Origin of the sequence: Burkholderia gladioli (assembly GCF_000959725.1) — a bacterium.
GTDB lineage: Bacteria > Pseudomonadota > Gammaproteobacteria > Burkholderiales > Burkholderiaceae > Burkholderia > Burkholderia gladioli.
The window spans coordinates 678,558-693,271 of the sequence record NZ_CP009322.1; the positions used below are offsets into that span (position 1 = coordinate 678,558).

General features: G+C 69.5%; 12 protein-coding genes and 2 pseudogenes. 5 read left to right on the forward strand and 9 right to left on the reverse strand.

Annotated features, from left to right (window positions below; all coding sequences use genetic code 11):
• Positions 1-20 precede the first annotated feature (20 nt).
• The 5 genes from BM43_RS03820 to BM43_RS03840 all read right to left on the reverse strand — a co-directional run bounded on the left by BM43_RS03820 (position 21) and on the right by BM43_RS03840 (position 5,067).
• Entirely contained in the window at positions 21-869 is an 849-nt protein-coding gene (locus BM43_RS03820) for an ABC transporter permease (RefSeq protein WP_036056789.1), read from the reverse strand.
• The gene (locus tag BM43_RS03825) at positions 866-1,735 is read right to left on the reverse strand and encodes an ABC transporter permease (RefSeq protein ID WP_223996413.1); all 870 of its coding nucleotides are present in this window, start codon (positions 1,733-1,735) and stop codon (positions 866-868) included. Before BM43_RS03825 ends, BM43_RS03820 begins: the two co-directional genes overlap by 4 nt.
• A 38-nt stretch (positions 1,736-1,773) precedes the next feature.
• On the reverse strand, positions 1,774-3,108 hold the full coding sequence (locus BM43_RS03830; RefSeq protein ID WP_036056787.1) for an NAD(P)/FAD-dependent oxidoreductase: 1,335 nt from the start codon (positions 3,106-3,108) through the stop codon (positions 1,774-1,776).
• 2 nt (positions 3,109-3,110) lie between these two features.
• Positions 3,111-3,821, reverse strand: a complete 711-nt coding sequence (locus tag BM43_RS03835; protein WP_036034552.1) for an HAD-IA family hydrolase — start codon at positions 3,819-3,821, stop codon at positions 3,111-3,113.
• Between the two features lie 169 nt (positions 3,822-3,990).
• Complete coding sequence (locus BM43_RS03840; protein ID WP_036056785.1) at positions 3,991-5,067, reverse strand: ABC transporter ATP-binding protein; 1,077 nt, start codon at positions 5,065-5,067, stop codon at positions 3,991-3,993.
• A gap of 99 nt (positions 5,068-5,166) precedes the next feature.
• Here BM43_RS03840 and BM43_RS03845 point away from each other — a divergent pair, with 99 nt between their 5' ends.
• Both BM43_RS03845 and BM43_RS42660 read left to right on the forward strand, forming a co-directional pair.
• Entirely contained in the window at positions 5,167-6,144 is a 978-nt protein-coding gene (locus tag BM43_RS03845; RefSeq protein WP_036056784.1) for a LysR family transcriptional regulator, read from the forward strand.
• A gap of 183 nt (positions 6,145-6,327) precedes the next feature.
• Positions 6,328-6,465: pseudogene (locus BM43_RS42660) on the forward strand (hypothetical protein); the annotation flags it as partial.
• Positions 6,466-6,493: 28 nt separating this feature from the next.
• Here BM43_RS42660 and BM43_RS42160 read toward each other — a convergent pair.
• Both BM43_RS42160 and BM43_RS03850 read right to left on the reverse strand, forming a co-directional pair.
• Positions 6,494-6,640, reverse strand: a pseudogene (locus BM43_RS42160) (transposase); the annotation flags it as partial.
• A 102-nt stretch (positions 6,641-6,742) separates the two neighbouring features.
• Positions 6,743-7,654: a LysR family transcriptional regulator gene (locus BM43_RS03850; RefSeq protein WP_036056782.1), complete on the reverse strand. Its 912-nt coding sequence runs from the start codon at positions 7,652-7,654 to the stop codon at positions 6,743-6,745.
• A gap of 118 nt (positions 7,655-7,772) precedes the next feature.
• Between BM43_RS03850 and BM43_RS03855 the strand changes: the two genes are divergently transcribed.
• Complete coding sequence (locus BM43_RS03855) at positions 7,773-9,227, forward strand: amidase (RefSeq protein WP_036056781.1); 1,455 nt, start codon at positions 7,773-7,775, stop codon at positions 9,225-9,227.
• A 24-nt stretch (positions 9,228-9,251) separates the two neighbouring features.
• Here the strand turns inward: BM43_RS03855 and BM43_RS03860 are convergent, their stop codons facing one another.
• Together BM43_RS03860 and BM43_RS03865 are read right to left on the reverse strand one after the other, a co-directional pair.
• Positions 9,252-11,369: a TonB-dependent receptor gene (locus BM43_RS03860; protein ID WP_036056780.1), complete on the reverse strand. Its 2,118-nt coding sequence runs from the start codon at positions 11,367-11,369 to the stop codon at positions 9,252-9,254.
• A gap of 337 nt (positions 11,370-11,706) precedes the next feature.
• Positions 11,707-12,168, reverse strand: coding sequence for a DUF2946 family protein (locus BM43_RS03865; protein ID WP_036056778.1), 462 nt, complete (start codon positions 12,166-12,168; stop codon positions 11,707-11,709).
• Positions 12,169-12,385: 217 nt separating this feature from the next.
• Between BM43_RS03865 and BM43_RS03870 the strand changes: the two genes are divergently transcribed.
• Together BM43_RS03870 and BM43_RS03875 are read left to right on the forward strand one after the other, a co-directional pair.
• Positions 12,386-12,880: a hypothetical protein gene (locus BM43_RS03870; protein WP_036056777.1), complete on the forward strand. Its 495-nt coding sequence runs from the start codon at positions 12,386-12,388 to the stop codon at positions 12,878-12,880.
• A gap of 234 nt (positions 12,881-13,114) precedes the next feature.
• Positions 13,115-14,566, forward strand: coding sequence for a PepSY-associated TM helix domain-containing protein (locus BM43_RS03875; RefSeq protein ID WP_036056776.1), 1,452 nt, complete (start codon positions 13,115-13,117; stop codon positions 14,564-14,566).
• Positions 14,567-14,714 lie beyond the last annotated feature (148 nt).

A 14,714-nucleotide genomic window follows, 5' to 3' on the forward strand; every position in this document is an offset into this window, starting at 1 on the left:
AAGGGCGCGGCGCGTGCGGCTCACGCCGTGGCCGCGCCGGCTTGCTCGTCGCGCGCGCTGCCGCGGCCGGCCTGGCGGCCTGCGGCGCCGTTGCCGCGACGCGTGATCACCACCATCAGTACCATCGCGAGCGTCAGCGCGGTGAGCATGGTACTGATCGCGGCGATGGTCGGATCGATCTCGTCGCGCAGCGTCACGAACATGCGGCGGGTCAGCGTCTGGTTCGCGCCGCCCGACACGAACAGTGCCACCACGGTTTCGTCGAGCGCCTGGATGAACACGAACACGGCGCCCGCGATGACGCTCGAGCGGATCTGCGGCAGCGTCACCACCATGAAGCTGCGAAAGCGGTTCATGCCGAGACTGCGCGCGGCCATTTCCTGCGCGTGATCGAACGAGCGCAGATCGGCGCCCACCGAGATCAGCACGTAGGGCAGGCCCAGCATCGCGTCGGCCAGGATCAGGCCGCCCAGCGAATTGACGTAGCCGAGCCGCGAATAGACGAAGAACACGCCCACCGCCACGATGATGATCGGCACCATCAGCGGCAGCAGCAGCACCGCTCGCATACGGAGGATCAGCGGATGCGAGCCGTGCTCGATCGCATAGGCGGCGGCCACGCCCAGCGGCGTGGCGATCAGCACCGCGCCGAACGAGGCGACCAGCGTGGTGCGCGCCGCGGCGAGCCATTCGGGATTGCCGAAGAACGCCGCGTACCAGCGCAGCGACAGCGCGGGCGGCGGGAAGGTCATGAAGCGGGTGTCCGAGAACGACATGGGCACCACGATCAGCACGGGGATCATCAGGAACGCGAGGATCAGCACCACCGCCGCGACGAGCAGCGCACGAGCCGGCAGATTGGGTTTCATTTCGCCCCCAGTGTCTTGTCGAGCGGGATCACCCGGCTGGCTATCCAGAAGATCGTGAACACGCAGGCCAGCAGCACGACGCTGACGGAGCTCGCCGCGCCCCAGCTGTTGTATATCTCGACATTGCGGCTGACGATCATCGACACCATGATCGATCGACCACCGCCCATCAGCTCGGGCGTGATGTAGAAGCCCAGGCACAGGACGAACACCAGCGTGACGCCGGCCACCACGCCGGCCATGGACAGCGGCAGGAACACGCGCACGAAGTTGTGAAGCGGCGAGGCACCGAGGCTGGCCGCCGCCTGCGAGAGATCGCGCGGGATCTTCTGCATGGCCGAGTACAGCGGCAGCACCATGAACGGCAGCAGGATGTGGATCATCGATATGATCACGCCGAGTTCGTTGTAGGCGAGCTGCATCGGCCGATCGATCAGGCCGCTCGCGAGCAGCAGCTTGTTGACCACGCCGGTGCGCTGCAGCAGCACGAGCCACGCGTAGGTGCGCACCAGCACGCTGGTCCAGAACGGCAGCACCACCATGCCGAGGATCAGCGCCGCGTAGCGCGGCTTGACCGAAGCGGCCAGATAGGCCACCGGGTAGGCGAGCAGCAGCGTGATGGCGGTGACGATCGCGCTCATGCGAAAGGTGAGGGCGAAGGTGTCGAGGTAGGGACCGCTGAGGATGCGGCGATAGAAGGCGAGGGTGAAGCCGCCGTCCTGGCGGATCGACTGCCAGGACAGCCACGCGAGCGGCACCACCAGCAGCAGCACGACGACCGCGAGCGCGGGCAGGAGCAACAGCAGCATCGTGCAATCCTCGCGCCGTTGATGGTGGCGCGCGGCGCCGGCCTCGTTCGATCGCATCAGTTCGGATTCCGGAATCAGGGTTCGGGCAGTCGTCATCATATCCCCAGCGCATCGAGAACTTGGTACCACGCGGCGACGAGCCTGACGCCCGGCGCGCGCAGCGCATGCAAGGGCACGGGCCGCAGCCCCTCCTGCGCGAGCAGCGCGAGATCGGGCCGCTCGCCGAGCGCGAGCGCCGCGGCGTGACGGCCGACCAGGCTCGCCATCGCCACGCCCGCGCCGTTGTACCCCAGGCAGAACACCGTGGACGCGTCGGCCCGGCCCACGTGCGGCAGCGCGTTGAAGGTCATGCCGACGTAGCCGGACCATCGATACGCCACGCGCACCTCGGCCAGTTGCGGGAACAGCGCGACCATCCCGCGGCGCAGCGACTCGAAGCCGGTGCCTCCGCCTTCCTTGCCGAACGCGTCGCGGCCGCCGAAGATCATGCGTCCGTCGGCGCGGCGGAACCACTTCATCATGCGGCGCGTTTCGGTATAGCTGCGCTGCTGCGTCATCAGCGTGGCATCGAGCCCGGCCGGCAACCGTTCAGTGGCGATCATGGCGCTGCGGAACGGAACCAGCTCGCGCTGGAAGTCGGCCGTGGCGGGCGTCAGCGACGAGTAGGCGTTGGTGGCCATGATCACCTGCCGCGCGCGCACCGTGCCGCCGGGCGTGAGCAGCGTCGCGCCGTCGGCATGGCGGGCGAAGCCGGTGACGGGCGTGCCGGTGTGGATCGGCACACCGCTCGCGGCCAACCCGCGCGCCACGCCGAGCACGTATTCGAGCGGCAGGATGGTGCCCGCGTCGGCGCTGAGCACGCCGCCCACGAAGCCGTTCGAGCCGGTTTCCTCCGCCACTTCCGCGCGCGAGAGCGTGCGCATCGAGGCGTCGCCGAGCATGGTGCGCACCCAGTCGGCCTCGGCCACGCATGCCGCGAGTGCGCGCTCGGTATGCGCGCAGCGCAGGCTGCCGGTGCGGGCGAGGCGCGCACCGGCGATGCCGAATTCGTCGACCAGCGCCTCCACCGCGCGCACGCCGTCGTGCGCGAGCCGGTGCATGCGCTGCGCGACTTCGAGGCCGTGTCGGCTCGCGATGGTCGGGAACGACAGGCGGAACTTGGACGACACCACGCCGCCGTTACGTCCGCTCGCTCCCCAGCCGACCGGGTTCGCGTCGAGCACCACGCAGGCCACGCCCCGCTGCCGCAGCGCGTGGGCGGCGGCCAGGCCGGAGTAGCCGGCGCCGACGATCGCGATCTCGGTACGCAACTCACGATCGAGCGGCCCCGCGCCGCGCTCGGCGCCGCTCGCGAGCGCGCCGGATTCGGCGGCCAGCGCGCGCCACAGCGAGGCTGGCTGCGGCGAGGTGGAGGCGGGCGCTTCGAGCATGATCAGATGGCGGCCAGTTCGGCGTCCACCGCATCGGCCAGTTCGCCGAGCGTCGCGAAGCAGAACGTGGGCGTGGTCACCTCGCTCGGTACCGGGGTGCCGCCGAAGCCCTGCTCGTTGCGGCGGCGCTCGATCCAGCACGTCGCATAGCCAAGCTTCGTGGCGATGCCGATATCGTGGTATTGGCTCTGCGCCGTGTGCAGGATCTCGCCGAACTTGTAGCCGAACGCAGCCTGGCGCCCGCGGTTGTAGGCGAAGAATTGAGGGTCGGGCTTGGCCACGCCGGTGTCGTCGCAGCACACCGTGTCGTCGAACGGGTCTCCCAGCGTGTGTGCGTAGGCCGACAGCGCCACGCGGTCGGCATTCGTCATCGCGACGAGCCGGAAGTGCCTGCGCAAGCGTTTGAGCGCCGCCACCGAATCCGCGAACGCCGGCCATTCGAGCACGTCGCGCTGGAATGCCGCGGCCGATTGCGCGTCGTCGGGCAGGCCCAGCTCCTTCGCCAGCGACAAGTAGACGAGCGCCATCGCATGGCTCGATCGGCCCGGAAACGCGGCGCGGCCACGCAGATACGGCTCGAAGATCTGGTCGTCGGACAGGTCGTTCGCGGCCGCGCCGCCGAGGCGCCGCACCGAGGCGAGCACGCCCTGTTCGAAGTTGATCAGTGTCCCGACGACATCGAACGTCAGTACCTTGAAATCGGTGAGCTTCATGGCTTGGATCCTTGATTGCGTGGCAGGTGAGCGAAAGAGGCGAACGCAGGTAAAAAAACAGACAAAAGTCGGTCGATGCTGAAGAACAACGCGCGCGAGCGGCCGCGCCGGCGTCGCCGCGACGTGGGCGACGTCGTAATGGAAAATATTTCGAAAGCGGAACGATCCGTCAGGCCGGCACGACGATCGTGTCGCGCGGATCGAGTGCCACGGAGATCATGGCGCCGGGCGCAGGGATGCGCTGTCGCGCCTCGTGGTTGCCGGGCTGGCGCAGGCTCAATGCGTTGCCGTCGGGCAAGGTCGCGAACACGCGCAGGCTTTCGCCCTGATACAGCACCTCGGTCACGCGCGCGCTGAGGCGGTTCGTGGTCGACGGCGTGCCGGCGTCGGCGATCACGAGCTTTTCGGTCTGCACCGCGAGCAGTAGCGTGTCGGCGTGTGGCAGCGGCGCGCTCGCACGCAGCACCGAATCGCCCAGCCGCACCCTGTCCTCGCCGGCGCGCGTCACCGGCAGCAGCGTGGCCTCACCGATGAAGCTCGCCACGAAGGCGTTGCAGGGTCGGTCATAGAGCCGCTCGGGCGTGTCGATCTGTACGAGCTTGCCGTTGCGCAGCACGGCCACGCGATCGCTCATCGTGAGCGCCTCGCGCTGGTCGTGGGTGACGTAGATGATCGTGGCGCCGAGGCGCCGGTGCAGGCGGCGCAGCTCGATCTGCATGGTTTCCCGCAGTTGCTTGTCGAGCGCGGAGAGCGGTTCGTCCATCAGGATCAGCTGCGGCTCGAACACCATCGCGCGGGCCAGCGCCACGCGCTGGCGCTGGCCGCCCGACAGCGAGGCGATGCGGCGTTGCTCGTAGCCGCCCAGCTCCACCATCGCCAGCGCGTCGGCCACACGGCGCGCCCAGCCAGCCTTCGGCTCGCGACGCGCACGAAGCGCGAAGGCCACGTTCTCGCCCACCGTCATGTGCGGGAACAGCGCGTAGTTCTGGAACACGATCCCGATGTTGCGCTTGTGCGGCTGCACGAATGTAATATCACGGTCGCCCACCCATACGCTGCCACTGGTGGGCTGCACGAAGCCGCCGAGGATGCCGAGCAGGGTGGTCTTGCCGGAACCGGACGGCCCGAGCAGCGAGACGAATTCGCCTGGCGCCACGTCCAGCGACACGTCGTCGAGCGCCGCCACCTGGCCATAACGCTTGACGGCGGACCTCACCGATACGCCTGCTTTCACTCTCGCGTCCATCCATCGCTCCTGCTTTGTTGGTCCGTGATGGGAAAAATATAGGCGCGGGTTTTTTTGACGGCAATTCCCAAATTGTTGGATCGGGCATAACATCAGGTCATGCCGAACCTCCGCCGCAAGCTCCCCAGCGCGAACGCGCTGTTCGTTTTCGAGGCCGCCGCGCGCTGCGGAAACTTCACGCGCGCGGCGCAGGAGCTTTATGTGAGCCAGCCGGCGGTGAGCCGCATGCTCTCGCGTATGGAGGATCATCTCGGCGTGCGCCTGTTCGAGCGCGTGCACGGCGGCATCGAGCTGACCGAGAACGGGCGCATCCTCTACCGCAAGATTTCCGAAGGCTTGAACGGCATCGAGGATGCCATCGGCGAGATCGAGGCTCGCGCCACCGGTGTCGAGCCCGTCACGCTGTCCGTCTCCACCGCCTTCACCACCCATTGGCTGATGCCGCGCATGGGGCGGCTCAACGCGGCGTTTCCGTGCGTGGACCTGCGTTTCCAGTTGATTTCGGGGCGCATCGGTGGCCCGCTCGGCGATGTCGATCTCGGCATGCGCTTCCAGCATGGCGCCGAGCTCGACGAGCACTGCGTGGCCGTGATGCCCGAGGTGCTGCTGCCCGTGTGCAATGCGCGTTATGCCGAGCTCGCCCGGGGCGAGGCCTGGCACGAGCACGGCGACACCGTGATCGTGATGGACGCCGAGGAGCGTGGCTGGCACACGCGCTTCGCCGCATTCGCGAACGACGAGCGCACGGCGGCGCACGTGCTCAGCTTCAACGATTACGCCATCGTGGTGCAGGCCGCGCTGCTCGGGCAGGGCATCGCGCTCGGTTGGGTCAACGTGCTCACGCACTGGCTCGCGCAGCGACAGCTCGTGCCTGCCGTGCCCGAGCTGCAGGTGACGGACCGCACGTGCTGCCTGTCCTGGTCGCCGGCGCGGCCGCTGCGGCCGATCGTGGCTGAACTGCGCGACTGGCTGCTGGCCGAGATGCGCGCCGATCTCGCCGCCGTCGATCACGCCTATCCGGCGCTCGGGCTCGCGGCCGTGGTCGCGGGCGGACCACGCGCGTCGGTCGGGGCGTGAAGCCTGCTCGGCACTTGACGCGTCACGTCGCGGCCGATGTGATGACACACGGCACGACCTGCCGTTAACTTCATCGACGGCCGCCGGGCGCCCGCCGTCGACCGCCACCGCTTCGGCATGACCGATCCGGCCACTGGCAGGACTATCGCCTTGGTGACCGACAGCGGCGAGGCCGACGCGGGCATGCCGTCGGTAAGGGCGTGGCTCGCCAATGCGAGCGTGCCCAGGGTGGCGTTCACATGCTCGACGCCGGTCGGCCGGTATTCGTCGAAGGAATCGGCGGCTACGCTAAAGAGTCCGTCGCCCGTGCCTGGCGGCAACGCACCGTTCATCATGTTCGACGAAGCCGAACTCGAATCCCGACGAGCTTGCTGCGCCACGGGTAGTCGCTCGCTTCGGAAAAGCCATGCTGGAGGCAGAGCGCTTCGACCGGCAGGCCGGCCTGCGCCTCGCGCGGCAAACCAATGATCCGCTCTTCGGTGAATCGTTTCCGCATGCCCGAGCTCCTGACTACGTGATCGGGCGCCAAAGCGTCGTGCTACGCAAGGGCGGGGGACGTCGATGTTCGGGAGGAAGGTCTGAGTTCCAGCCGCACCTCCTATCTTTTCTCCTCCACGAACTTCAACCGCTCCCGCAAATACCTCACGAACGCCTGCACCTTCGGCGCGGGCACGCGCTCCTTCGGGTACAGCGCATTCAATTCCTGAGGTGGCCCGATCCATCCCGGCAACACACGGCACAGGCGCCCGGCCTCGACTTCGGGCGCCATGCTCATGTCCATCGCCAGCGTGAGCCCCTTGCCCTCGCGCACGGCATCGAGGATCAGGGCCGGGTCGCTGGCCACCACCACCGGATCGAGCGCGTAGTACGCCGGCTTGCGCCCGGCCTTGCGCAAGGGCCAGGCATAACCGCTGTCGCGGCGCGCCTGGTGCAGGGTCAGGGCGGGATGCCGGATCAACTCCTCGGGGCCGGCCGGCGCGCCGTGCTCGGCCAGGTAGGCCGGGCTCGCGTAGATCGAGGTGGCGAAGCTGCCCAGGCGCCGCGCCACCAGGCCCGAATCGGGCAGGGCGCCGAGCCGCAGCGCGAGATCGACTTCCTCGGTCAGCAGGTCGAGCGTCACATGCGAGGCGAGGATCTCGAGACGGATATCGGGGTGGCGCGCGCGGAATCCCGAGATCAGCGGCGAAATCCAGGCCACCCCGAACGAATAGGGCAGGGTCACGCGCAGCCAGCCGCGCGGGCCGTCGTGCACCGCCTGCACCGCGTTCTCGGCGGCATCGAGCTGCACCGCGATCGCGCGGCAATGCTCGAAATAGACCGTGCCCGCCTCGGTCAGCCGCAGCCGGCGCGTGGTCCGGTGCAGCAATTGCGCGCCCAGATGGCTCTCGAGTTCGCGCACGCGCCGGCTGACGGTCGTCTTCGGAATCTGCAAGGCCGACGCCGCGCCGGTGAAGCTGCCTTCCTGCACCACGCGAAGAAAGATCAGCGTGTCGTTCAAGTCGCGTGTCATGGCTCGTCCACTCCGTCGATTCGCGATTGTGCCATCGGTGGCCCAAAGCATGCCGGGAAGATGGGCTAATCGGCGATACGCGGCCGTTCTATCTTGCCGGTTCCTACCGGAGAACGAGATGACACTGGACGAATACACGAGCCACGATGGCCTGGGCCTGGCGCAACGGGTGCGGGACGGCGAAGTCACGGCGGCCGAACTCGGCGAGCTGGCACGCAGGGCCGCCGAGGCGGTCAATCCGCGCATCAATGCCGTGGTCGAGCACTGGCCGATCGAGGCGAGCGGTGCCGGCAGCGACGAGCCCGCCGGCCCGCTGGCGGGCGTGCCCTTCCTGATCAAGGACCTGGCGGTCTCGATGGCCGGCAAGCGGCTGGAACTCGGCAGCCGGCTCGCGCAAGGCTGCGTGGCGGCCGAGGATTCCTGGCTGATGCGCCGCTTTCGCGTGGCAGGGCTGGTGACGATCGGCCGTTCCACCACGCCCGAGATGGCCTTCAGCACCACCACCGAATCGGCCGCGCAAGGGGCGACGCGCAATCCCTGGGCGCTCGACCTGAGCGCGGGCGGCTCCAGCGGCGGCGCGGCGGCGGCCGTGGCGGCCGGCATCGTGCCGCTGGCCCATGCCACCGACGCGGCCGGCTCGATCCGCGTGCCGGCCGCCTGCAATGGCCTGTTCGGGCTCAAGCCGACGCGCGGCCGCAGCTCGAACGGCCCGGCGCTCGACGAAGTGTTCGCGGGGTTCGGCGTGCAGCTCGGCGTCAGCCGCTCGGTGCGGGACAGCGCGGCCCTGCTCGACGCGATCCAGGGGCAGGCTCCCGGCGATCCCTATGTGACGGCCGCGCCGGCGCGCAGCTTCCTGTCGGAAGTGGGCCGCGATCCGGGGCGGCTCACGATCGCGATGAGGGGCGATCCATGGAACGGCGCGCGCACCGATCCGGCGATCGCGGCCGCCACGCGCGCGACGGCCCGCGAACTGGAAGCGCTCGGGCACCGGGTCGAGGAATTGCACTTGCCGCTCGGCGTCTCCTGGGAGGCGCTGGTGGCGGCCAACGCCACCATCTGGTGCGCCACCCTGGTGGGCTGGATCGACGCGGTCGTGGCCGCCACCGGCCGGCCGATCGACGCCACCACGCTGGAGCCCGCCACGCTGGCCTGCTATCGCCATGGCCGCGGAGCCAGCGCGACGTCCTTCGCGGCGGCGCTCGACTTGCGCAACCGCCTGAGCCGCGAGGTCGGCGGCTGGTTCGAACGTTTCGACCTGCTGATGACGCCGACGCTGCCGCGACTGCCGCCGGCGATCGGCACCTACGCGCGCGGCGCCGAAACCATGACCGGGCTGGAATGGACCGCGCGCGTGTTCGAGCATTCGCCGTTCACGCCGGCCTTCAATGTTGCCGGCGTGCCCGCGATGTCGGTGCCGCTCGCGCATGACGTCGCCACCGGGCTGCCGATCGGCATCCAGTTCGTGGCCGGTTTCGCGCGCGAGGCCACGCTGCTGCGCCTGGCGGCACAGCTCGAGCAGGCCCTGCCCTGGTCGGGCCGCCGCCCGCCGGTTTGGGCGGGAAGCGTGGCGTGAGCGGCGGCATGAGCGCCAGGGCGCTCAGAACCGGTAGTTGAGCAGCAGCTCGAAGCTGCGGTCGCTGCCGATCAGGTACTGCGTCTGGTTGTAATACGCGCTCTGCACGTAATGACGATTGAACACGTTATAGGCGCGCGCGGTGACGGTGGTGTCCTTGCGCGGCTGCCAGGCCAGCGCGAGATCGACGGTCGTGTAGGACGGCATCACCAGCTGGTTGGCGCTGTCGGCATAACGCTTGCCCACATGGCGCAGCCCGCCGATGCCGGTCCATTGCGAGGCGAACCGCCAGCTCAGCCAGAGGTTCGCGAGCCGCTGCGGCACCGAGGTCGGCACCTTGCCGTTGCGCGAGACGGCCACGCCGCCGTTTTGCTGGACGAAGTCGTCGTATTTCGCGCGCAGCGCGGCCAGGTTCGCGTCGATGCGCAGCTCGCGCGTGAGTTGCAGGCCGAAGCTGGCCTCGACCCCGCGCGAGGATTGCTGGCCGACCTGGAGCGACTGGTTCGGGTTCTGCGGATCGGCGGTGACGAGATTGTCCTTGACGATCCGGTAGGCGGCCAGCGTCCACTCGGCGCGGCCGTCGAGCAGCGATTGCTTGAAGCCCACCTCGATCTGCCGGCCCGTGGCGAGCCGGTAGTTCGCGTTCGAGGAGTTGAGCATCAGCAGCGAGCTGACCGGGTCGGCGGCTACCGAATACTGGCCGTAGACGGTGAAGTTCGGCGCGATGTCGTAGACGGTGCCAAGTCGCCAGCCGGTATTGGCATAGACGCGGGTGAAGCCGCCGCCATTGACGAGATCGTCGCGGTTGACGCTGGCGTGGTCGTAGCGCAGCCCGCCGACCACCGACCAGCGCGAGCTGAGCGCCAGCCGGTCCTCGGCGAACAGCGCGTACTGGTTGGCCTGCGAGTCGTACTTGGGCCGCGTGCCGGCCAGGTTGAGGAAGCTGCCCGGATCGGGCGCGAACGGATCGACCAGCGAGCTGCCTGAATAGGGCGAGTTGTTGTCGTGGCGAAAGCTCGTGTGATTGAACTCGAAGCCGGCCGAGAAGGTATTGCGCCGGCCCAGCACGCTGCTCTCGACGGTGGCGGTGGTGACGTTGCCGAACTGCTGCTGGTCGTGAAGGATCTCGGTGTAGCTGCCGCGCTGCACCTGGCCCGTCGCGGGCAGGAACGTGTAGTTCTCGGCATCCTTCCAGTGGCGGTTGCTTTTCATCCGGTAGAAGGTGCTGGTCACGTTCAACTGCTCGCTCGGCTGCCAGTTCGCGCTCAGCGTGGCCCAGCTGTCGCGGAACGAGATCAGGCTGTCGCCGACGTTGTAGTTCTTCTTGAGCAGGGCCGAATCGAGCGTGCCGTTCACCAGCGGGATGCCGAAATAGCGCATCGGCTGCTGGTAGCCCTGCGCGTACGAGGCCGTGATCGACAGGTCCGGCGTGAGGTCGTAGCGCAGCGCGCCCGAGATCGACAGGTTGCGCGAATTGCCGGCGTCCACCCAGTTCGCCGAGCGGTTGCCGCTGACGTCGAAACGATAGGACAGCTTGTCGTTGATCGCGCCGCCGCTGCCGAAGGCCAGGCGCGCCGTGCGTTCGGTGCCGATGCCCATCTGCAGCTCGTTCTGGATCGGGCCGCGGCTCGGCTTCTTCGGCACGATGTTGACCACGCCGCCGATCGCGCCCTCGCCGTAGATCACCGAGGCCGGGCCGCGCAGCACGTCGATATGGTCGACCGACCAGGTGTCGAAGGGATAGGTCACGCCGATCGCGCCGTAAGGGCGCACGCCGTCGAACAACTGGGTGACCGAGGAGGCGCCGACGAAGCCACGCGCCGACAGCTCGGAGTCTCCGTTGCCCGGATGCGGCGAGGCGGCGATGCCGGTGGCGCGGCTCACGGCATCGACGATCAACGCGTCGCCGCGTTCGACCAGGGTGGCGCGGTCGATCTGCTCGACGCTGGCGGGGGTTTCGAGCGGTGTCAGGCCGAGGCGGCTGCCGGTTTCCTGGGGGCGGCGCAAATTGCTTTCGGCGGCGGCGTTGACCTGGACGGTAGGTAGCGCGCCGCCCGGCGTGGCGGGAGGCGATTCGGCGCAGGCGAAGGCGGGCAGGGCGCCAAGCGCGGCGCAGAGCGTGGTGAGCGGATGAGGCTTCATGGCAATCAGGCGAAGTCGATCGAAAGCGGAATGGGGCGGCGCGCGTCCGAGACTTGGTCGGCGCGGCACCGCGAGCGCGGCGGGTCCGGTCTGGCCGTCGCGGTCGGCGTTCCTCGTGTGTCGCGAATGGACGTGGCGCATCGCACGCGGTCGTCACGATGTCGTGAAGCGTGCAAGCGAGACGCGCATTCGGCCGAATACGAATCGCAGAGGATGACGAAACGACGAACCAGGAAGGCGCGGCTCAGCCAACCCGAACGCGTGACCCGGCCACGGTCGAACGACCGGGGCAGTCAGGCACGACGGGAATCAGCGGCGCGGCACGCCGGACCGGCGATCAGGCGGGAAGGGAGCGAGGTGGGGCGCGTGCGCCGGGACGCACATGGGCGTGATGCTGGCGGAATCGCAGCAGGCGCGGCGCCGCGCGCCGGGCCACCACGTCGAGGCGGGCCCATCCGACCAGGACCACCACGGCCAGCGCGATCGCGGCGGCCAGCGAGGCGCTGAACGGGCACAGCTCGGCGCTGGCGCCGGCGCGCTGGTGATGCGTGTCGGGCATCGGCGAGAGTGCGGAGCCCAGCGCGCGCGACAGGTCCTCGTTGGCCTGCAGGGCGGCGGGCGTCAGGTCGAGCGGGCCATGGCCGCTGCAGATCGCGAGGCCGGCCCAGCCGCCGTCCGCGTCCGGGTCGAGCATCAGACCGGTCGGGAAGATAAGGCGGAACGCGAGCAGGCAGAGGATCAGCAGCGAGAGCAGCGGATGATCGGCGCGCCGTGCCAGCAGATGGCGGAGTCGGCTCATGGCGGCGGTATTGTAGCCGCGTTCCCCGCCCCGGCCGAACCGCGACGCGATGTCGCATATCGAGATCGACCGCCGCCGGGCGCGGTGCTCGCCGCCGATCGCTAAGGACTTCCGGGGAACCGGGCGTGGGCCTGGAAACCACTGTTCCGGCACCGATACCGGGCATCAGTCGGTGCGACTTCACGTCGCCCGCCTACGAGGGTTACAATCGCGCGCCATGAACGCACTTCGCCACTTCCTGCTGCGGGGCGGCTTCGCGACACGATTGCTGTGGGGCCTGCTGCTGGCCGTGCTGCTGTCTCGCGCGCTGATCTCCGGGGCCGTGATGCTCGATCCGGACGGCCCGGACGCGGGCGCGGTGGTGCTGTGCTCGGGCCATGGCCCGCTGCTGCTCGGTGCGGCGGCGCTGGCCGCGCGCTTCGATGCCGATGCGCCGATCACGCCCGCCAACGATGCCGCCGCGCTCGCCAGCCGGCTCGCGCATCACGATCACGAAGGCGCGGGCGATTCGTCCTCCGCCGCGGGCAACCCGGGCAATATCTGCCCGTTCGCGATCGCCTTGTTCACGGCGCTGGCGTCCTGCCTGCTACTGGTCCTGCTGTTTCCGTTTTCCATCGCGCGCGCCGCCTGGCCACGCCCCGTCACGCGCCAGGCCCTGCGCCTGACGATCGGCGATCGGCCGCCTTCCCGCGCTCCGCCGCTGTTCGCCTGATCCTTTTCCGCCGATGCGGCGCGCCTCGCGCCGCCGCCTTCGGCGCGACCTCGTAGCGAAATCCGAAGCATGAATCCCGTCGCGCGCCCGCGTTGCGCGAGCGATGACGGCCGGCCGCGCATCAGGCGCGGCAGCCGCTCGTCCTCGCGTGCTCGATGAGCGCGACGACCCGTTCGACGCGCGGCTGTCTCGACGGCCGCCGCCGACCCACGATCACCACCGGGAGCTGACAGCATGTCGACCACCGTCGGGCACGCGATGACGTCCGCCCGTTCCCCGCAAGCCGGCTATCGCACGCTCTGGCGCTGGCATTTCTACGCCGGCCTGTTCGTGATGCCGTTTCTCGTGATCCTCGCCGTCACCGGCACGATCTACTGTTTCCAGCCGCAGATCGAGCCGCTGCTGTATCCACACCGGCTGATCGTCACGCCCGGCGCCGAGCCGCGGCTCGATGCCGATACGCTGCTGCAGCGCGCCGTCGCGACCATGCCCGCCGGCGCGAAGCCGGTCTCGGCCGAGATCCGGCGCGAGCCGGATCGCAGCGCCGAGTTCGTGTTCCGCCTGCCCTCGGGCAGCCGCGAGAGCGTCTACGTGAACCCCTATGACGGCCGCGTGCTCGGCACGCTGAGCGTCGACGCGCGCTTCATGCAGGTCGACCGGATGCTGCATCGCAAGCTGCTGCTCGGCAAGCCGGGCGAGCTGCTGATGGAACTGGTGGCCTGCTGGACCCTGGTGATGATCGGCACCGGCGTGGCGCTGTGGTGGCCGCGCGAGCCGGGCCGGCTGCGCCGCGCGCTGCTGCCCGATGCGGGCCTGCGCGGCCGGCCGTTGTGGAAGAGCGTGCATGCCTCGCTCGGCATCTGGCTGGCGCTCGGCGCGCTGGCCTTCGTGCTGAGCGGGCTGCCGTGGACCGGCTCCTGGGGCAAGCAGTTCAAGTCGCTGGCCACCAGCGTCAACCTCGGTTCGCCGCCGGGCGCCTGGGGCGGCTCCTCGCTGCATTCGACGCGACCCGGCGCGAAGGCGGCCCCGGCCGCCGCCGCGCCAATGCATCACGCGCATGGCGACGATTCGATGCCGGGCATGGTGATGGACGACCTGCCGCTGCCGCAGACGCCCTGGGCGGTCGGCAACGTGCCGGTGCCCGATTCGAGCGCGGCGCCCACCGCGCATCCGCTGACGCTCGACGACGCCGTCGCGAAGGTGGCGACGCTGGGCGTGACGAGCGGCTATTCGCTGGTGATGCCGGTCGATGCCGACGGCGTCTACACGGTGTCCTACTTCCCGGCCGATCCGAAGGCCGAACGCACGATCTACCTCGACCAGTACAGCGGGCAGGTGCTGCGCGACATCCGCTACGGCGATTACGGCGCCGTCGCGCAGGCCGTGTCCTACGGCACCGCGCTGCACATGGGCCGTTATTTCGGGCTCGCCAACCAGCTGATCTGCGCGGCCATCTCGCTCGGCCTCGCGGCGATGGCCGTGACCGGCTTCGTGATGTGGTGGAAGCGGCGCCCGGCGCTCACGCTCGGCGCGCCGGCCCGCGAGCGCGCCGCGCCGCCGATGCGCGGCTGGATCGCCGGGCTGGCGTTGCTCGGCATCGTGTTCCCCTTGATGGGGGCGAGCATCGTGGCGGTCTGGCTGGCCGACCGGCTGGTGTTCGGGCGCGCCGTGCGCAGGGCCGCCTGAGCGCCGCCGCCGGCGCCGTGATCGGCGCGCCGGCGGCCTGACAGCGCACGCCGGGGGGCGTGTCGCGAGCCGATCGAAGGGCCGGCGCTCGACGCCGGCCGCCCCGCGCTCGATCGTCCGAGTCGAGGTCGAGCCGTTTCGATAACGA